19 protein-coding genes are annotated in these 17,771 nt (G+C 70.0%); 9 read left to right on the top strand and 10 right to left on the bottom strand.

What is annotated here, in order from left to right:
- Positions 1-26 precede the first annotated feature (26 nt).
- From BLW32_RS05380 to BLW32_RS05370, 3 genes are read left to right on the top strand one after another with little or no spacing between them, the layout of a single operon-like run.
- Positions 27-608: a TetR/AcrR family transcriptional regulator gene (locus BLW32_RS05380; protein ID WP_068740897.1), complete on the top strand. Its 582-nt coding sequence runs from the start codon at positions 27-29 to the stop codon at positions 606-608.
- The gene (locus BLW32_RS05375; protein WP_068740896.1) at positions 605-1,306 is read left to right on the top strand and encodes a YqeB family protein; all 702 of its coding nucleotides are present in this window, start codon (positions 605-607) and stop codon (positions 1,304-1,306) included. Before BLW32_RS05380 ends, BLW32_RS05375 begins: the two co-directional genes overlap by 4 nt.
- Complete coding sequence (locus tag BLW32_RS05370) at positions 1,307-2,974, top strand: DNA repair helicase XPB (protein WP_068740895.1); 1,668 nt, start codon at positions 1,307-1,309, stop codon at positions 2,972-2,974.
- Position 2,975: 1 nt separating this feature from the next.
- Here BLW32_RS05370 and BLW32_RS05365 read toward each other — a convergent pair whose 3' ends face one another.
- Genes BLW32_RS05365 through BLW32_RS05350 form a run of 4 tightly spaced genes read right to left on the bottom strand, consistent with a single transcriptional unit; the run spans position 2,976 to position 6,530 of the window.
- Positions 2,976-4,127 carry an HNH endonuclease gene (locus BLW32_RS05365; protein ID WP_331710746.1) on the bottom strand — a complete coding sequence of 384 codons (1,152 nt, stop codon included), beginning with the start codon at positions 4,125-4,127 and terminating at the stop codon, positions 2,976-2,978.
- A gap of 43 nt (positions 4,128-4,170) precedes the next feature.
- On the bottom strand, positions 4,171-5,640 hold the full coding sequence (locus BLW32_RS05360; RefSeq protein ID WP_074850368.1) for an MFS transporter: 1,470 nt from the start codon (positions 5,638-5,640) through the stop codon (positions 4,171-4,173).
- Positions 5,637-6,209 carry a TetR/AcrR family transcriptional regulator gene (locus BLW32_RS05355; protein WP_068740894.1) on the bottom strand — a complete coding sequence of 191 codons (573 nt, stop codon included), beginning with the start codon at positions 6,207-6,209 and terminating at the stop codon, positions 5,637-5,639. The genes BLW32_RS05360 and BLW32_RS05355 overlap by 4 nt, the downstream gene beginning before the upstream one ends.
- Positions 6,210-6,251: 42 nt before the next feature.
- On the bottom strand, positions 6,252-6,530 hold the full coding sequence (locus tag BLW32_RS05350) for a hypothetical protein (RefSeq protein WP_139286081.1): 279 nt from the start codon (positions 6,528-6,530) through the stop codon (positions 6,252-6,254).
- Between the two features lie 164 nt (positions 6,531-6,694).
- On the opposite strand from BLW32_RS05350, the gene BLW32_RS05345 reads away from it, so the two are divergent.
- On the top strand, positions 6,695-7,072 hold the full coding sequence (locus BLW32_RS05345) for a hypothetical protein (RefSeq protein WP_068740893.1): 378 nt from the start codon (positions 6,695-6,697) through the stop codon (positions 7,070-7,072).
- Between the two features lies 1 nt (position 7,073).
- On the opposite strand, the gene BLW32_RS05340 is transcribed toward BLW32_RS05345, so the two are convergent.
- From BLW32_RS05340 to BLW32_RS05315, 6 genes are all read right to left on the bottom strand, one after another.
- Entirely contained in the window at positions 7,074-7,619 is a 546-nt protein-coding gene (locus BLW32_RS05340; protein WP_068524092.1) for a hypothetical protein, read from the bottom strand.
- The gene (locus tag BLW32_RS05335; RefSeq protein ID WP_074850366.1) at positions 7,616-7,897 is read right to left on the bottom strand and encodes a helix-turn-helix transcriptional regulator; all 282 of its coding nucleotides are present in this window, start codon (positions 7,895-7,897) and stop codon (positions 7,616-7,618) included. The genes BLW32_RS05340 and BLW32_RS05335 overlap by 4 nt, the downstream gene beginning before the upstream one ends.
- 74 nt (positions 7,898-7,971) lie before the next feature.
- The gene (locus BLW32_RS05330; RefSeq protein ID WP_068740892.1) at positions 7,972-9,159 is read right to left on the bottom strand and encodes a PucR family transcriptional regulator; all 1,188 of its coding nucleotides are present in this window, start codon (positions 9,157-9,159) and stop codon (positions 7,972-7,974) included.
- A gap of 108 nt (positions 9,160-9,267) precedes the next feature.
- Complete coding sequence (locus tag BLW32_RS05325) at positions 9,268-10,038, bottom strand: helix-turn-helix transcriptional regulator (RefSeq protein ID WP_170181090.1); 771 nt, start codon at positions 10,036-10,038, stop codon at positions 9,268-9,270.
- Between the two features lie 62 nt (positions 10,039-10,100).
- Entirely contained in the window at positions 10,101-10,799 is a 699-nt protein-coding gene (locus BLW32_RS05320; protein WP_082791291.1) for a sensor domain-containing protein, read from the bottom strand.
- Positions 10,796-13,960 carry a DUF2156 domain-containing protein gene (locus BLW32_RS05315; RefSeq protein ID WP_231857325.1) on the bottom strand — a complete coding sequence of 1,055 codons (3,165 nt, stop codon included), beginning with the start codon at positions 13,958-13,960 and terminating at the stop codon, positions 10,796-10,798. Before BLW32_RS05315 ends, BLW32_RS05320 begins: the two co-directional genes overlap by 4 nt.
- A 219-nt stretch (positions 13,961-14,179) precedes the next feature.
- On the opposite strand from BLW32_RS05315, the gene BLW32_RS05310 reads away from it, so the two are divergent.
- From BLW32_RS05310 to BLW32_RS05290, 5 genes are read left to right on the top strand one after another with little or no spacing between them, the layout of a single operon-like run.
- Positions 14,180-14,977: an LppX_LprAFG lipoprotein gene (locus tag BLW32_RS05310; protein ID WP_170181091.1), complete on the top strand. Its 798-nt coding sequence runs from the start codon at positions 14,180-14,182 to the stop codon at positions 14,975-14,977.
- A 22-nt stretch (positions 14,978-14,999) separates the two neighbouring features.
- On the top strand, positions 15,000-15,365 hold the full coding sequence (locus BLW32_RS05305; protein ID WP_068740889.1) for a DUF4189 domain-containing protein: 366 nt from the start codon (positions 15,000-15,002) through the stop codon (positions 15,363-15,365).
- A 35-nt stretch (positions 15,366-15,400) separates the two neighbouring features.
- The gene (locus BLW32_RS05300; RefSeq protein ID WP_170181092.1) at positions 15,401-16,342 is read left to right on the top strand and encodes an alpha/beta hydrolase family protein; all 942 of its coding nucleotides are present in this window, start codon (positions 15,401-15,403) and stop codon (positions 16,340-16,342) included.
- A 4-nt stretch (positions 16,343-16,346) separates the two neighbouring features.
- A complete protein-coding gene (locus BLW32_RS05295; RefSeq protein WP_170181093.1) occupies positions 16,347-17,213 on the top strand; it encodes a DUF4436 family protein in 867 nt (288 codons plus the stop codon).
- A gap of 54 nt (positions 17,214-17,267) precedes the next feature.
- Complete coding sequence (locus tag BLW32_RS05290) at positions 17,268-17,771, top strand: hypothetical protein (protein WP_068740886.1); 504 nt, start codon at positions 17,268-17,270, stop codon at positions 17,769-17,771.

Raw genomic sequence — 17,771 nt, 5'->3', positions numbered from 1 at the left:
CGCTCAGTTATATATATTCTCGGGGCATGGCCCGCACCGTCGACCCCGCTCTCACCGCCCGCCGCCGCGCCGCCATCCTGGACGCGGCGGCCGCGGAGTTCTCCGCCGCCGGCTTCGAGCGCGCCCGCGCCGCGGACATCGCGACGCGCGCCGGCGTCAGCTCCGGCACCGTCTTCTACTACTTCACCGACAAGGCAGGCCTCTTCCGCGCCCTGTTCGACGCCGACGTCGAGCGCAACGCCACGCTCCGCGACCGGGCGCTCGCCGAGCCCGATCCGCGCGCGGCCATCGCGATCGTGGTCGACGCGCTCGCCGAGTCGGCCGTCGACCCCGTCGCCCCCGGCCTCGTCGCCGAGATCATCCGCCGTGTTCCCGCCGATCCGGCGCTCGCCGAGATCGTCGCCACAGCGGACGGGCTGGTCCGGGGCGCCCTCGCCGAGATCATCGCGCGGGGCCAGGCCGACGGGGCCTTCGACCCCGGCCTCGATCCCGCGCACGCCGCGGCCTTCCTCGTCGCCCTGACCGACGGCGCGCACCTCGCGGACGGCGACGTCCGGCCCGATGTGCGCCGCGCCGCCCTCGCCTACCTGCGAACGGAGAACGCATGACCACCACCGCCGCCCCCACCAGGACGATCGGCGTCTCCCGCGCGCTGCAGCTCGCGACCGTCTCCGCGACCACCGCGCTCGGCGCCGTCCTCGGCCTGATCGTGCGCGGCCTGGTCGGGTGGCTGGAGCGCACCCTCGACGGCTCCCCCGGGCCGCTGCGCATCGCCGCCCAGCTGCCGGTCGGCGTCGCCGCCGGGGTACTCACGGTCGTCGGCCTGATCGGCGGCATCATCCTGGTCGCGGCGTGGCAGCACGAGGTCGCGGCGCTGACCGTGGCCGACGATCGCGTGGAGCTCGCCGCGGGCGGCCACCGCCGCTGGATGGCGCGCGACGAGATCGGCGAGGCCTTCCTCGGGCGGGGCGGCGAGCTGACCTTCCTGGACCGACGGGGCCGCCTCCTCGCGGCCGCGGGCACCGACGGGGTGCCCAAGGCCGGGATCGCCAGGGCCCTCACCGACGCGTGCTACCCGTGGCGCGGCGACGCGGATCCGTACGAGGCCGAGTACACGCGGTTCGTGCAGGGCCGCGGCGACGTGGATCCGGACGTCGAGGCGCTGCTGCGCGAGCGCGCGGTGGCCCGGGCCGAGAAGCGCGCGCCCACCGCTCGCGACCTGCGGCTGCGGCTCGGCGAGGCCGGCGTCGTGGTCCGCGACAACGGCGACGAGCAGGAGTTCCGCCCGGCGCGGCACAATGGATAGATGACCGACGGACCCCTCATCGTCCAGTCCGACAAGACCCTCCTGCTGGAGGTCGACCACGAGCTGGCCGGCGCCGCACGCGCCGCGATCGCGCCCTTCGCCGAGCTCGAGCGCGCGCCGGAGCACGTGCACACCTATCGCGTGACACCGCTGGCTCTGTGGAACGCGCGCGCCGCCGGGCACGACGCGGAGCAGGTGGTGGACGCCCTCGTCAGCTTCTCGCGGTACCCGGTGCCGCAGCCGCTGCTGGTGGACGTCGTGGACACCATGAGCCGGTACGGACGGCTGCAGCTGGTGAAGAGCCCCGTGCACGGCCTCACCCTGGTCTCGCTGGACCGCGCGGTGCTGGAGGAGGTGCTGCGGCACAAGAAGATCGCGCCGATGGTCGGCGCCCGCATCGACGACGACACCGTCGTCGTGCACCCGTCGGAGCGCGGCCACCTCAAGCAACTGCTGCTCAAGGTCGGCTGGCCCGCCGAGGACCTCGCCGGCTACGTGGACGGCGAATCGCACCCGATCGCACTGGACACCGAGTCCGACCCGTGGGAGCTGCGCGACTACCAGAGGGTCGCGGCGGACTCGTTCTGGCTGGGCGGCTCCGGCGTCGTCGTGCTGCCCTGCGGCGCGGGCAAGACCATGGTCGGCGCGGCCGCGATGGCGCGGGCGCAGGCCACGACGCTGATCCTGGTGACGAACACCGTCGCGGGACGGCAGTGGAAGCGGGAGCTGCTGGCGCGCACGTCGCTCACCGAGGAGGAGATCGGCGAGTACTCGGGTGAGAAGAAGGAGATCCGCCCGGTCACCATCGCCACCTACCAGGTGCTTACGCGGAAGTCGAAGGGCGAGTACAAGAACCTCGACCTGTTCGACTCGCGCGACTGGGGCCTGATGATCTACGACGAGGTGCATCTGCTGCCCGCGCCGGTGTTTCGGATGACCGCCGACCTGCAGTCGCGCCGGCGGCTCGGCCTCACGGCGACGCTGGTGCGCGAGGACGGCCGCGAGGGCGACGTCTTCTCGCTCATCGGGCCGAAGCGCTACGACGCACCGTGGAAGGACATCGAGGCGCAGGGGTGGATCGCGCCCGCCGACTGCGTCGAGGTGCGGGTCACGCTCACCGAGAACCAGCGCATGCAGTACGCGACCGCCGAGCCCGACGAGCGGTACCAGCTGGCGTCCACCGCCCCGACGAAGGTGGCGGTCGTGAAGTCGATCCTGGAGCGGCACAAGGGCGCTCCCACGCTGGTGATCGGCGCCTACCTGGACCAGCTCGAGCAGTTGGGCCGCGAGCTCGACGCCCCCGTCATCACCGGCTCCGTCAAGAACAAGGAGCGCGAGGCGCTGTTCGACCGCTTCCGCGCGGGCGAGATCTCCACACTGGTGGTCAGCAAGGTCGCGAACTTCTCCATCGACCTGCCGGAGGCCTCCGTCGCCGTGCAGGTCTCGGGCACGTTCGGCTCGCGGCAGGAGGAGGCGCAGCGCCTCGGCCGACTCCTGCGCCCCAAGCACGACGGCGGCACGGCGCACTTCTACTCCGTCGTCTCCCGCGACACCCTCGACGCCGACTACGCCGCGCACCGCCAGCGCTTCCTGGCCGAGCAGGGCTACGCCTACCGCATCGTCGACGCCGACGACATCCTCGGCCCCGCCATCGGCGAGGCCGGCTGACTCACGCCGCCTGGTCCGGCGCGGTGGACCGGTGCGCATGTCCGCTCGGTGTTCGGGTCTCGACGGTGTGCCGCCCGCTCGGATCCTCGACGACGGCGCTGGCCCAGCCGGCGGCTTCCTTGGCGTAGTTGCACGCCGCGCACAGGCCCTGCCCATTCGCGAACTCCGTCGCTCCTCCCTTCGCATGCGGAACGACGTGATCGGTGTGCGCGATCGGCGCGTCGCAATACGGGGTGCGGCAGTACCGATCCCGCGCCCGGATCATCTCCGCCAACCCGTCCGGGAAGCACCGCTGCCGCGAGTCCATGCCGACCACCGCACCGGATTCGGGTGCGATGTAGAGCCGTTTGACCCAGGCGACCCCGGCGGCGGTGGCCCTGCCGATGAGGTTGCGGGCGATCTCCGCCGGCACCGTCCCACCCCCGTCCACGTGCGCAGTCCCGGGCCGATCGCCGAGCAGGACCATTGCGGGCATCGTCAGATTCACCGTGACCGGCTGCCCTTCGGCGGCCTCACGCCCGGTGATCCGCGCGAACGCGGTGTCGGCCATGATCTGCCCCCGCGTCCGCAGATCCGCGCCGATCCCGATCAACGTGGTGGCGTGCTTGCGCAGCGCCGCGTACACCCCGACGCCCTGCGCCACCGGCAACAGCAACGACACCCTGGCCATCCCCTCAGGCAGCGGGCGGATCGTCACCGTCCGGTCCTTCTCCGCCGACGCGTTCCGATCCACGGTGCCCTGCGCGTCCAGCTCGTAGGCCATCTTCTTGACCAGGTCAGCGATTCGGCGCAACCCGCACCCGGCGAGCGTGCCCGGGTCGGCACACAACAGCTCATCCGCCTGCCGCCGATCCGACGCATCCAGATGCGCCAGGCTGCCGACGATGACCGGGATCGCCTCTGGCGACAGATCACCGTCCTGCAGCCGCGCACGGGTGCACGGCAGGGTCTTCTCCAACTCCACCGCGCGGTTCACGAACTTCGCGGCGGTGTTCGGCGCCATGTGCAACGCCAGCCCCACCTCCGCGGCCACGCCCTGCTGCCACCGATCCTGCGGCAACCCCGCCGCGACCCGCTCGCACACCCGCTCCCGCAGCAGCTCCGCCGCCAGCCGGTACTGCTCGAACACCGTCCGGCACCGCTGCCGCTCCATCGAACGTAACCGATCCGCGACGCCACCATCGGGTGGCCGATCCTCATCTATGCCAGCGTCTTCGTCCATGCTTCGACGCTACGCCGTCCCACCGACAAATTTTCGACATCGCAACACAACATCGAACAATGATCCGGGTGGTCACGTCGCGCGCGCCGGCACCGCCCCCCCTGCGTGCACCCATCAGGATCACCGCACTCGCGACCGCCGGCACCGTCGACCACAGCGCGACGGCGACGTACCCGCCCTGCGCGGGCAGGAGCGCACCGTCGGGCGTGGCGCGCGTCAGAAGGAGCCCGGCGAGCGCGCTACCGACGGAAAAGCCGACCGCACGGGCGATCTGGTTGACCGCCATGACGCTGGCGGTCTCCGACTGCGGGACACCGTCGAGCACGAGACGGGGCATCACGGCGGACACACCACCGACGCCGAGCCCCAGGACCGCGAGCGCCACCAACACCGCCGGAAGGCTGTCGCGGCCGACGACGAACACCCCCGCCGCAGCGACGACACACGCCGATGACGCCGCGAACGCCCCACGCGGACCCAGCCGCGCCGAGGCTCGCGGCGCCGCCCGCCCCGCAACGAAACCGAGCACGGAGAACGGGATGAGCGCGGCTCCCGCGGCGACGCCGGGGAGCGCGAAACCGTACGGCGCCCCGGCGGGCACCTGGACGTAGCGCGTGAGATCACTGAACAGCAGGTACATCCCGACGCCGGCGACGAGCATCGCCGCGTTCGCGGCCGCCACCGAAGGGCGCGCGACGAGCCGCAGGTCCACCAGGGGCTCGGCGACGCGGAGCTCGACCATCACCCACGCCGCGAGCACTACCACGCTGCCACCGAGCACACCCACCGCGACGGCGGGCCGACTCCACAGCGCGGGCTCCGCGACCAGGAGCAGCACGCCCAGGGTGCCCACACCGAGCAGCGCGGCCCCGGGGACGTCGAGACGCGGGCGCGACCCGGGCGCGTCGACGGGAACCGTGCGCCACGCGACCGCGAGCGCGAGCAGCGTGATCGCGAGGCCGGTCCCGTAGGCGGCGCGGAGGCCGAGCACCTGGTCCACGAGCCCGATGAGGGGATAGCCGACGCCGATACCGACGGTGGAGGCGACGGACAGGGAGGCGATGGTGCTCGCCGCCCGTTCCGGCGGGAGGGCGCTGCGCGCGACGCTGACCAGTAGCGGCACCAGGGCGATGCCCACACCCTGCAGCGCGCGCCCGACGAGCAGCACCCCGAACGGCAGGGGCAGCACCGTCAGCACCCCGCCCACGGCGACCGCGCCCAGCGTGCCCAGGATCGTGCGGCGACGCAGAGGCCCTGCACCGAGCCGGCCGAGCACCGGCCCCGCGATCGCGCCCGTGAACAGCGTGATCGTCAGCGTCCACTGCGCGGCGCCCAGCGTCACGTGCTCCGAGCGCGCGACCGCCGTGATGAGCGGTGCGCCGACGCTCCCGATCACCGCCGCGCAGAGGGCGACGGTGACCAGCGCGCCGGACAACCGGTTCACGACGACGCCGGTCCGTTCGTCGCGGTGGTGATGTGCTCGAACAGCCCGGGCCGGATGAGGGTGCGGACCCCGTCGGCCCAGGGCTCGTCGACGTCGGCGACGTCGAGCGCGGCCCCCGCGTTGAGCAGCATGCCGAACGCCAGGAAGGTCTTGACGGTGACGGGATCGAGCCCGGTGCCGCGCGCGGTGGTGTCCCACAGGCGCGCGAAGCAGCCACGCACGACGGCGCGGACCTCGGGGTCGCCGCAGGCGGCGAATCCCTGGAGCTGAAGGCGGAGCGCTGTGTCGTCGCCGAGGTTCTCGTAGTACTCGGCACCCATCCGCGCGAGCGCGTCGATGCCGACGGTGCCCTCCCCCGCCCGCGCCATCGCGTCGACGAGCCCGGAGAAGGCATCGGTGACGAGCTCGAGGAACAGCGCCTTCTTCGTGCCGAACATCCGGAAGACGTACGCCTGGGTGATCCCCGCCTCCCGGGCCACCTCCTCGATCGACGCACCGTGGAGTCCGTGCGCGCCGAATTCGCGCGCGGCGATGCCGAGTATCTGCGCCCTGCGTTCGGGTCCGCTCATCCGAGATGCCACCCGGATAGATTAGTAGTTACTAACTACAAACTACAAGCCCTCCGGGCAGCGACCTTCCACGTCGGAGACGCGGCTCGCGTCGCCGGCCGCGTCGAGCGGGCGGCACGGGCACCACCCGCCGCGGGTCACGGGCGGACGCGCGCGATCCGCGACGATGCTGCCGTGCAGCGTCCCGTCCGCGCCCCAGTGCATGATGTCGTGCGTCCACGGTTCGAGCAGAATGTGATGCCGTTCGTACATCTCGACGTGGTTCCGCCGGAATTCGCCGAACCGCGCCACCAGCGCAGCCAGGTAGTCGTGGAATCGCATGGTCACCCGCCTCTTTCACTCGATCGCAGCGTCTCCCACGATCCTGGGCGACGGCGCCCGAGAGGTCCAGCGAGTATTTCTACCGCCATCCGGTGGCTCTGCTGAACGGTCTACCCTGGGGTCGTCCACCCGAGCGGGAAACCCCAGAACGGAGAAGACACACCATGTTGTTCAAGCGAAGGCTCGCGAGCGCGGCCGGCATCGTCGCCCTGCTCGCCGCCGGTGCGGGATGTTCCGACGACGGGGCCGAGACCGCGCCCACCGCACCGTCGAGCATGACCGTCACGGAATCGGCCACGCACCATCAGGATCCGCCGGCGCAGACGGTGCAGCCGACGAAGACCGTCACCGCCCCGCCCACGCGCCCCGTCCCGCCGACGGCGCCGCGCCCCACCAAGCCCACCGGCCCGGGCAGCGAGTACGACGTGACCTGCACCGGCGGGCCCGGCGAGGGCACCATCTGCACCAACCCGAACCACGGGGCCGGCGACGACCCGTACGGCACCGGCACCGCCGCCCCGACCACGACGAAGCCCCGGTGACCTAGCCCGCAGCGTCCTCCGCGTCGGCGTCGGGCCGGGTCCAGGCGAGGATCATCGCGGGCGTCGTCATGCCGATCAGCAACGCGACCAGGGTGAACAGCCCGGAGGCGTAGTGCCAGGCGTTGTTCCCGTCCGGCTTCGCGATCACGGAGGTGATCACCGTGTACGCGACGGCCAGCAGCACCAGGCTCGAGGTGACCGAGAAGCCGATGGAGCGAGCCTCGTTGCGCTGCTCCGCCTCCCACTCGTCCAGCACAGCGGCAGGGGCGTCACCCTGCCGGCCCGAGACGATCTGGACCGCGATCCAGATCGGGAACAGCGCCAGGCACGCGGGCAGCCACAACAAGGGTGCGTTCGGCACATCGAAGTGGCAGAGGACCGCGACGACGAACATGAGGAGGTAGTCGACGAGCAACGCGGCGACCAGCATTCGTCGCCGCGACCTGGTGCGCCACGACGGCAGCATCGTGGACCACCGCTCCTCGTTCTCCCGGAACTTCCGGGCGCGGCGCTCCTGGTAGCGGGTGATCATGCTCGTGGTCGTCATCGTGCTCCGCCTCTCTCGTTGCGTCCGTACAGCTCTGTCGACAAGGGCCCGAATTCACTGCGGGAGAACACCGCCTCCACCGGCAGGTCGAACACCGCGCACACGCGGAACGCGAGATCGAGACTGGGATAGTGATCCCCGCGCTCCAGCGCGCCCACGGTCTGCGGGTTGACGTCGATCGCCGCCGCCAACTCCTTCCGGCTCATCCGGCGCTCGGCGCGCAGCACACCGATGCGATTGAAGATGGGGAGCGATCCCTCCCGCCTCACCGGACTCATGCAGCCTATTGTTGGGAAAACCCAACAATCTGTCAAGAACGACAATATCCAACTGGATCGCCGATGTCGTCGGTTCACCCGCGAGGATCGGCGGCGAGCCCGTCGATACTCAGCGCAAGTCGCAGGCTCACCGCGCCCGAGCCGTCCGCCCATTCGCCGCCGAGCAACTCGGACACGCGTCGCAGGCGTTTGATCACCGTGTTGGGGTGCAAGCCGAGCCGCCGGGCGGTCGCCGCCGTATTCATGTTCTCGTCGAAGAACACCCTGAGCGTGCGCACCAGCTCGGAGGACGTCGCCCCGTCGAACTCTCGCAGTGGGCCGAGTTGCGCGTCGACGAACCCGTCAACCTCCGACGCAGTGAGTGATCTCAACAGGGGCAGGTAGGCGGGCAAACTCGCCACATCCACCGCTCCGCACCGTCGACCAGCGGTTCGCAGTACGCGCACCGCCTCCATCGCGGTCGCGTGTGCACGCGATAACCCGCCCGATGCGCCGTCGTTCGTCGAGGCGGCGCACACCAGCGCATCGAAGCCGACGACCCGTCGAATGTCCGCGGCGACCTCCGCCGCGGTGCCCGCCGAATCACCCACCTCATGCATCACCGCGACCGCACCCCCGAAGACCGTGACGTAGTCGAAGCGGGCGCCCGCGGAATCAGACATTCTGCGCAGATCGGCTCTGGGCGAGGGGCCGACGACGCCGACCACCCATTCGGCCGTGACATCGATACCGGCCCGTTCGGCCCGCGTGCGAAGGTCGGCGTCCACCGCCCCCTGGTGCGCCAGCAGGTCTCGGACCACGGGAAGGTCAACACCCCCTCCCGGTCTCAGCAGCGCGAGATCTCGGGCCGCGAGAAGGGCGTACAGGCCCGCGAAGCGCCCTATCGTTGCAATGAACCCGTCACCGAATCCCGCCGGGGTCAGGACGAGGATGCCGCCCACGTACCGTCCGGCCACCGCAGTCGGATAGTAGATCGCGGTCGTGTCGCCGCGCGAAACGACGACCGGCCGGCCGGTTCGACGTCCCTGGGTCGCGACGTCGAGGACCCATCGGTCGCGTCGCGGGTCGAGCGTGGACGCCAGCGGCGCCCGCGCCACCTCGCAGTCGGAGCCGTCGACCACGAGTGCCTCAGTGACGGCGGCACAGCCGGTCACCATCGCCTCCACGACCTCGTTCGTGGAAGCCCCCGACAGAACACGTGCGAACAGTTCGTCGTAGAGGCCCACCGTCCGCTTCATCGGCTCGACGCTCTCGGCGGACACTGCCGATTCCTCTCCGTTCGGCTCGACCCATCGCGAGCGACGTTCCGAACGATATGCGCGCGCCCACATCGCCGCTTCCACGAAATGTCGCGACTTCACGAAACCGCGTCAGGGCGCCGCTCGATAGGCGGAAGGGCTCCGGCCGACGCGGCGCTTGAACGTCGTCGCGAAATGGCTGGGGCTCGCGAATCCCAGCGCTTCGCTGATCTCGGTGATCGACAACGTCGTCGTCACCAGAAGTCCTTTCGATCGCGCGATCCGACGGTCCATCAGGTAGCGGTGGGGCGTGGTGCGGAATGCGCGGGCGAATGCACGACGAAATGCATCGGGCGACATTCCCTCGGCCTCCGCCAGTGCACTGAGATCGAGTTCGGCCTCGGTGCCGTCGTTGATCCGCTCGAGGACCCTCCGTTGCGCGGAGGCGTCGAGCGAACGCGTCGAGCACCGGGGCTCGGTCCTGACGCCGTACTGGTCGAGAATGTGTAGACGCACGACGTCGAGCAGAGAATCGACCAGCAGACGGGAGACGACGTCATCGCGGCCCGCCGCGCTCGCGACCCGCTCGACGACGTTGTGCAGCAGCGGATCTCGCCGTGCGACCACCGGTTTCAATATCGTCGACTCCGACATGACCACGGGAAGCGAGACCCGAGCGAAGTCGTACTCGGCGTGCTGAGCCGACGCAGTGGACTTGTCACCGGCCGGCACCACCCAGACGCTGCTCACCTTCGGCTCAATCCGACCCGACGCCCCACTCTCGAACGCGAATTCCTTCGAACGTGCCGTTCCGGAACGCCAGATCAGAACCTCGTGACGCTGCGCCGCGATCGTCCACTCGGCAGTCTCCGCGAAGTCCTGGCGGAAGAACTGGATGTCCATGCCTCGCATTAGATGATCCTACTGCGGTCGTGCACCGGTACGAACCTGAACGGACCGGAGGTTCATGCGCTCGCGATCCTCCGCGCCAGCGCGTTCAACAGCGCCGATACGTAATTGGATCCCGTTCCGCATTGCAGCGCTCGCACCACGAAACGCCCCTCCGAACGAACCCCGGCAGCGCAGTACCAGTTGCCTTCACGAGGGACGACGGGACGCAGATACCACTCGCCCGCCGACTGTTGGACCCGCCAATCATTGGCCTCGCGGTCCTCGCGGACGAAGAAGCTCTGCGCGCATCTCGCGACATCGTTGTTGATCCGATCGACCACCGACTGCGCCGCCGTCTCGTCGGAGAACCGGGCCACCCCCAGCTCGACCTGGGGCCGCTCGGAGGACCCACTGTCGTAGGTCCGGTCCGCCGTCACGGCGGTGCCCACGACCACACCCCGCAGGGGCTGCCATGCGGTCCGGCATACGTCGGCTCCCCGGAACTCGTCGGGCTCCTGGCGGGGATCGTCGTCGGTCTCGTCGGCGAAACCCACCTTCGTCACCCGTTCGACGTCGGGCTTCGACAGGAGCACTGCTGCGGGCTGCGGCCCGGTTTCAGCAGGTGGCTCATCGGTCAGCACGACCCATCCCACGAACGTCGCGAGCAGGAGAACAACCACGCCGAACGCGCCGGCCAGGGCCCACGGCCATCGCCGGCGCGGCCGCGGCGCGGCCGCGTGTCCCTGGAAGTTTCCGTACGAAGGATTGCTCATGAAGGGCCTTTCACTCCAGTCGAACTCGTCCGGTTCGCGCGAGAGGTGATCCGCGCGAGCTCGCGGAGGCCGACCCCCGGCAGGTACGCGGCGGTGAGGCCGAGTCCGATCCGCGGGAGATCCGCCTCTTCGCGATAGCACAGGAAGATCGGCTCGGTCCGCGGCCGGAACTTCGCCTTGAAGGCGTGCAGCGACCGGAAGCCGTAGACCGGCTCGAGAGCTGCGCCGACGGCGTCCAGCGCCTTGTCGACCGCGCCGTCGAGCGCACCGTCCGATCGCGCCAGGGGTGCGCCGGAGAGCGAGACGAACTCCAGCCCGTCGTCTGCGAACGCCCGGCACGACGACGCTATGAGGAACTCGACAACGGGCCCGAAACCACCGGGGCGGCGCCGCATCACATCGAGCGTGCGCCCGCGCAACCGGCCGCCCGGGGCGTAGACGGGAAGCCAACTGGTCACCCCGTGCACGTCGCCGTCGCGGTCGACGGCGATCCCGACGACGACCTCCGGGTCCATGGCCTCCTCGACACCGCCGAGTGTGAACCCCATCTCCGGTAGTCCCTTCTCGCCCATCCACGCCTCGGAGATCGCTCGTACCTGCGCGACGATCGAGAAGGGCTGTTCGGACAGACGGACGAGACGGAACTCGATGCCGTCGCGCTGCGCGCGATTGAGTGCCGTGCGGACGTCCTGCCAGGCCTTACCGGTGAACGCGAGCCCCTCCAGGTCGACCAGCGTGTCCTCCGCGATGCGGACCGATGACATTCCGAAGGAACGCGCGACCTCCGCGACGCGCCCGGTCACCGAGAACAGACAGGGCACCGTTCCCCGGTCCTCGGCAGCCCGGAGGAATCCCGCGATCTGCCCCCGCATCGCCTCCGGCGGACCGATCGGGTCCGCCAGGGCGATGTCGACCCCCCGATACCGTTGGTAGGCCTGGATCCCGCGCCCTCCGGGGCCCGGCAGATACCGATTACCCGGCCAGGTGACCATCCACCCCATTGTCGAGCAGCCGTACTCGACTACGGCCGCGCGCGCCGCGGCGGGTTCGCCGTCTCCGTCGCGGTCGCGGCCGACGGCGAAGGCGGCCCGATCGCGGACGAGAAGCACCAGAACGGGCACCCACAGGAACGCGGTTCCCACGGCGAGCACAGCGTCCGGCTCGGAGAGCATGCCCGCGCCACCGAGCCAGACCGCGACCACGGCGGCCACGACCGCGAGGCCGCCGAGCACCAGGGCCGTGTATCGGGCCCACCGCCGGCCCGTCCTCAGCCGGTCCGCGATCACGGCGATCACCGCGACCTGCGCGACGGTCGACCACAGCACGGTGCCCGAGCCCGCAGTCGCACCGAGCGGGCCGCTTCCCGGGTCGACCACCACGAGAATCCTGACCGCGGCGATCACCAGCACGCCGGTGAACGCCAGGAGCCGCACCTCGCGCCGGGTGCGCGGCCGCCATCCGCGTTCCACCGTCGACAGGAACCGCTCCCCCAATACCAACCACATCCCGACCGCCACGATATGAGTGACATCCGCGAACGTTCCCCAGAACAACAGGGAAACCACAACGTACGCCGTCAGAGCAGACCTCGCACGGAACCGCCATGGACTCCGGAGCGTCGCGGTGCACGCCGCAATGGCCCCCATCGCAGCCGTCGTACAGCCCAGGTCACGGACCGCGGCAAGTTCTGCGGCCCAGTCACTTCCGAGCGCGCGTAGTCCTGCGACAATCGCGATCGCACCCACCAGACCAGCTACCTGCGCGGTGACTATGACGAACAGCACCCGCCCCGAACCGAGGCGTCGCTCCGCCCACCCGACTGCCAGCGCGAACGCAAGGACCCCGGTCAGGTACTGCCCTGGGCTGATCGCGAAGAAGCCCGCGGTGAACACCGTCCACCACCGCCCCTCCTCGATCGCGGGCACGCCGACCGCGAGCTCGGAGAACCAGGGGATCCGCCCCGCAGGCCGCCAGAGAGCACCGGTCACGAGACCGAAACCGAGGATCAGGACCACGCCGATCGCCGTTATCACCGGGAACGACCCGTGTTCCGGCACGGCGCCCGGCACCGGCGACTGAGGCGCTGCGGTCCCGACCACCGCTGGCTGCTCATCTGCGACAGTGTCATCGGGTGCGGGCGCGGGCCCGAGGACCAGGACCGAGACGCGGTGAGAGAAGACAGCGATCGAGACGAGTCCGAAACCGAGCGGGACGAGAGCGACGAACTGCTCCTGAAGGAAATGCACCTCCGCACCCAGGAGCGTCGAGATCAGCGCGGATAACCGCATGTTCTGGACGCGGCGCACCGGATCCGGACCTCGCCCGAGCAACGCGGGGACGTTGAGTGCCAGGGTCACGACGGCGGCGACGAAGAGCAGGCCGTCCGCAACACCCATGGGCCCGAGGAAGGGCGTCGAATCAGAGTGGCGCGGGAGGAGTCCCGCCGTCGCGAGCTGTGCAGCTCCTGCGATCGCGACCGGCACTGCCAGCGCCACCTGCAACCATCCGAACACAGTCACCCACACCGAGCTCCGAAGGCCCGGCGGTATCGCAGCAACCATGCGGCGACCGAGCGCCCACAACCAATCCGGGCGCCTTCCCGCCCGGTCCAGCAGCGAACCGACGGACGCGATCACCGCCGGATCGCCCTGCAGCTCGCGAGCGCGGTCGAGGAGGCCGCGCGCGGCCCGAAGTCGATACTCGGTGAGCCCGCCCGACAGGCCGAGCGCGGCCTGGTGCGCCGCGTTCGCGAGGCACTCCTCGACGGAGAGACCGCGCAGGGTCCGCACCGATCGCACTGCCACGACGAGGACGAGGACGCTCGTGTACATGATCGCGGCGCCGGGCCGGAAGAAGTAGTCGTTGTCCTTGGTGACGAACTTGCCCACCTCGTCGAGGAACAAGCCGAATCCCACCCCGCCGAGGAGTACTACCGCCACCTGTGCGACCTGGGTGAACAGGATCCAGCCCGTTACGAGCGCCACCATCATGAGGGCGCCGCCCCACAACGCGTGGGCGATGTGCAGACTCCCGCCGCCGATCTGCGGATACCCCGTCAGCGCGAGATAGCCGCGCGTGAGGAGCACCGTCACCACCGCGACGATCAGTGCGGTCTCCGCGTGACCGGAGCCGAAAACGTCCCGCCGTAGGCGAACGGACACCGCTCGCTCCTTTCCCCCCGGCGACCACTCCGTCGGACCACCGGATCTGCACCCTAACGCGGCCGCAAGTCACCGGGGAGTGTCCCGTTCCACCACCATCGAGCAGGTGCGGTGTAGGCCTCCAATACTCTCGAAATTTGCAGCCGCACAATAGATCTGCAGATTCCGAGAGTGCTTCAGAATGTGGTTAGCATGAGGCGGATCCGGACGGACCCACCAATGGAACGGAGCGACATGAGGTCCTTTTCCCGAACGGCCATCCTCACGCTCACCGCCGTATCGGCGGTCGGCGTGACCGCCTGCGGCGGCGGTGGCGACGGTGCGGCAGCGCGCAGTTCCGCAGCCGGCTCGGATGCCGCCACCGCACTCGTCGCCTCCGCCCTCCACACGGCGAGCGCAGTCGATTCGGTGCGCTTCGTCCTGAGTACGTCCGGACGGCTCGATCGTCAGCAGGTGGTCTCCGCGCAGGGCGAACTGATCGTCCGGCCGAGGCCGACCGCGCAGGGAACGGCCATCGTGCGCGCGAGCGGGGACAAGCCCGCCGCTTTCGTCCTCGTCGACGGCACCATGTACGCCGACATTGCCGGCGCCGGCTTCATCGCACACCGGGCCGGAACATCGTTCTACGACGTGGGCGCCCTGTTCGACGCGAAGGACGGCATCCCCGACATCCTCCGAACCCTCAGGGACGCCACGATCGCCGGCGAGGAGCAGGTCGACGGAGTGGCGACCACCAGGGTCACTGGCACTGCGACGTCCTCCGACGTCGCGGAATTGGCAGGCATACGAGCAACACACGGTGCCGCCTCCGGTCCGGCGCCGGTGACCGTCTGGATCCAGACGTCGGCTCCGCACAACGTCGTCCGGATCTCCGGGACTCCACAACCGAATTCCGAAGTGAGAATCGCGCTGTCGAACTGGGGCAACCGCCCCTCGATCGCTGCTCCCACGACCCGTGCGGTCCCATCGGAACCGACTTCCACTCCGTCCGGCGCCCGCGCCAAGCCGGCGAAGTGACCGCTCAAGACGAGGACACTCCATGAAGCAACGCATCATCACTCTCGTCGTCGCAGCGGCCGCCACGATCACCTTCGCGGCACCGGCGCCGGCTCAGGCGGCGACCCTCTGGGGCGCGATCGCGGTCGATGACGACGGCACCGCCTGGCCCACGACGAACCATCCGAGCGCAGAGGCCGCAGAAGCGGACGCGAAGGCGTACTGCGGCGGCCGCAAAGGTTGCGACGTGCTCGTGACCTTCTACGACGGGTGCGGCGCGGTCGCCTGGAACGACCAGCAGTGGCACGGCGGGCACGGCGCGACACTCTCCGCGGCGCAGGAGTCGGCGCTCCGGCTCAACGGAGGCGGAGCCATCCAGGCGTGGGTCTGCACGGACGGCCACGGATGACACTCCCGCAGAAGGGCCCCCGCGAAGAGCGACGCATGATCAGCCCGCAACGATGGGCCACGATCGCGGTCGTCGCTTCCCTATTGCTCGCCGCAGCCATCGTTGCCGCGTTCGGTCGCACGTCGTCGGACGATCCGCCCGCCCCCTCGAGCTCGGTCGAGGAGACGAAACACCGGTACCTCACCATCCCCGGCGTCGAGCCGGACACGTTGAGCGGCTTCCTTTTCCGACCGTCGGCGCGAGGCGGGACCGGTACGATGCCGACGATCGTGCTCATTCACGGCGGGGGCTGGCTGAAGGGCGCGACCGCCGAGTACGTCCGCCCCGCGGCGGAAGCGCTTGCGGCGCGTGGATTCGTGGTGTGGAGCCTGAACTACCGCCGTGTCGGCGACGGTGGCGGGTGGCCGACGACCTTCACCGACCTCGCCGCCGGCGTCGATCACCTCACCCGGCTGCAGTCGGATGCGCCCGAGATCGATCTGACGCGCGTCACGGTCGTCGGGCATTCCGCCGGTGGGCAACTCGCAGCATGGACGGCCGGCCGCGGCACCCTTCCCGATGGAGCCCCGGGTGCGAACCCGGCGGTTCGACCGCACGCCGCCGTCTCGCTGGCGGGCGTCCTCGACATGCGACTGTCGTTGACCAAGAACGACCACGTCCTGCGGGTCATGGGTGGCACGCCCGAGCAGTACCCGGACCGCTATCTGCTGGTGGATCCGCTCGAGCGGATGGACCCACGTGTGCCGGTGGTGGCAATCACGGGGACGGACGACACCGTAGTACCGCCCCGCGAGGCGGCGGAGTACGTCGAGGCGCTCCGCCGCAAGGGCGGCAGCACTGCTCTGATCGAGATCCCCCAGACCGGTCACGGCGACGTCATCGACGTCCGTAACGCATGGTGGCCGATGATCGTCAGCGCGATTTCGACGGTGGCCGAGCACGGGCCACGTGCGGTTCCGATCGGGTCGGGGGCGTGACATCGTGATAGCGCGGCGGCTCGCACTCGTCGCCGGCGCCCTGCTCGTCGTCCTGACCACCACCACGGTCCTCTTCCTCATCGACCGCGCGCACAGCGATACGGGCGCAGCCGCCGGCCCCACCGACGAGGAACTCGAACGGATCGATGCAGCGCGGGTCACGGTCCTCCTCAAACGGGTGGACACCACGTCGAGTACCGCCGTCGCCGACATCCTTATCGAGCCGGTCGGCACTCTCGCCGATCAGCGAGGGAGATTCGCCCGCGCCACCTCGATCGAACTGTCCACCTACCGCACTGACCCGATCACCGCGCCCGTCGGCGGGATCCCGTCGGTCGAGGAACGCCGCATCGCGGTCACGGGAACCGCCATCGACTACCCCTTCGACCGGTACCGGATCGCGGTGACCGCGACCGCCACCTCGACCGATGACGGCCGAACGATCCCCGTCGCACTTGTCGTAGGAGATTCCGCCGACTCGTTCTCGATCACGCCGGAAGCTCAGAATTCCGACGGGGGCGTGCTCGAGATCGACCTGATCGCGAAGCGCACTGTTCCGGCCATCGTCTTCGCCGGGTTCGTGATGTTGTTGATGTACGGCGTCGCGGCCGCCGCCGCCGCGGCTGCGTACTACGTCCTTCAACTGCACCGCGGTCTCCTGTTCCCGGCGTGCTCGATGCTCGCCGCGATGCTCTTCGCCCTGCCTCCCCTGCGACATCAGGTCCCCGGCGACCCCCCGCCCCCGATGGGCTCGTTCATCGACTTCATCTCCTTCTTCCCCGCGGAGGCAGTGGTAGCCACGTCCCTCATCTCGGCGGTCCTCGGAGGGTTCGTCCTCGAGCGGCGGGGCCGTACGGCTGAGAGCGGGTGATAGCCGGGAGACACACTGACCGACCACGAGATCACCACCTCGAGAAGGAGAACAATGGTGCGTAAGCACAAGACCGCGATGTTCGCGAGCATCGCCGCGCTCGCTCTGTTCGGTGCAGGTTGCACGAACGACTCGAAGCCCGCTTCGACGACGTCCTCGGCGACCTCGTCCAGTTCCACAGCTACGGCCCACCACCAGACGCCGGCGGCCGAGCAACCGGGCAAACCGGCGGCCGGGAACAGCGGCCCCACGAAGACCGTCACGCAGAAGCCGGGGCCGACTCGCACTGTGACTGCGAAGCCCGGCACGACCAAGCCGCAGGCCCCCGACAACGGCGGCCAGCAGGAACCGGACTGCAACGGGCCCGACCGAGGCAGCATCTGCAACCCGAACCACGGTGCAGGTGACAACCCGGAAGAGAACGGCACAGCTCCGACGACGACCGCGCCGCAGGTCCGCGACGACGACCCGGGCGGGAAGCCCTGCACCACCGGCATGGGCGTCTCCGGCGTCTACGTCGCCGACGACAGCGGCGGGTGGGTCTGCCAGATCAGCTGA

The organism is Tsukamurella tyrosinosolvens (assembly GCF_900104775.1).
In the GTDB taxonomy this organism is placed as follows: Bacteria; Actinomycetota; Actinomycetes; order Mycobacteriales; family Mycobacteriaceae; genus Tsukamurella; species Tsukamurella tyrosinosolvens.
The sequence above is the reverse complement of the archived record's forward strand: the minus strand, read 5'-3'. Positions and strand labels throughout refer to the sequence as shown.

Excerpts from the sequence above, each read along its gene's own strand:
- BLW32_RS05380 (WP_068740897.1), top strand. The coding sequence starts at position 27 with ATGGCCCGCACCGTCGACCCCGCTCTCACCGCCCGCCGCCGCGCCGCC.
- BLW32_RS05375 (WP_068740896.1), top strand. The coding sequence starts at position 605 with ATGACCACCACCGCCGCCCCCACCAGGACGATCGGCGTCTCCCGCGCG.
- BLW32_RS05370 (WP_068740895.1), top strand. The coding sequence starts at position 1,307 with ATGACCGACGGACCCCTCATCGTCCAGTCCGACAAGACCCTCCTGCTG.
- BLW32_RS05365 (WP_331710746.1), bottom strand. The coding sequence starts at position 4,127 with ATGGAGCGGCAGCGGTGCCGGACGGTGTTCGAGCAGTACCGGCTGGCG.
- BLW32_RS05355 (WP_068740894.1), bottom strand. The coding sequence starts at position 6,209 with ATGAGCGGACCCGAACGCAGGGCGCAGATACTCGGCATCGCCGCGCGC.
- BLW32_RS05350 (WP_139286081.1), bottom strand. The coding sequence starts at position 6,530 with ATGCGATTCCACGACTACCTGGCTGCGCTGGTGGCGCGGTTCGGCGAA.
- BLW32_RS05345 (WP_068740893.1), top strand. The coding sequence starts at position 6,695 with ATGTTGTTCAAGCGAAGGCTCGCGAGCGCGGCCGGCATCGTCGCCCTG.
- BLW32_RS05340 (WP_068524092.1), bottom strand. The coding sequence starts at position 7,619 with ATGACGACCACGAGCATGATCACCCGCTACCAGGAGCGCCGCGCCCGG.
- BLW32_RS05335 (WP_074850366.1), bottom strand. The coding sequence starts at position 7,897 with ATGAGTCCGGTGAGGCGGGAGGGATCGCTCCCCATCTTCAATCGCATC.
- BLW32_RS05325 (WP_170181090.1), bottom strand. The coding sequence starts at position 10,038 with ATGGACATCCAGTTCTTCCGCCAGGACTTCGCGGAGACTGCCGAGTGG.
- BLW32_RS05320 (WP_082791291.1), bottom strand. The coding sequence starts at position 10,799 with ATGAGCAATCCTTCGTACGGAAACTTCCAGGGACACGCGGCCGCGCCG.
- BLW32_RS05310 (WP_170181091.1), top strand. The coding sequence starts at position 14,180 with ATGGAACGGAGCGACATGAGGTCCTTTTCCCGAACGGCCATCCTCACG.
- BLW32_RS05305 (WP_068740889.1), top strand. The coding sequence starts at position 15,000 with ATGAAGCAACGCATCATCACTCTCGTCGTCGCAGCGGCCGCCACGATC.
- BLW32_RS05300 (WP_170181092.1), top strand. The coding sequence starts at position 15,401 with ATGATCAGCCCGCAACGATGGGCCACGATCGCGGTCGTCGCTTCCCTA.
- BLW32_RS05290 (WP_068740886.1), top strand. The coding sequence starts at position 17,268 with ATGGTGCGTAAGCACAAGACCGCGATGTTCGCGAGCATCGCCGCGCTC.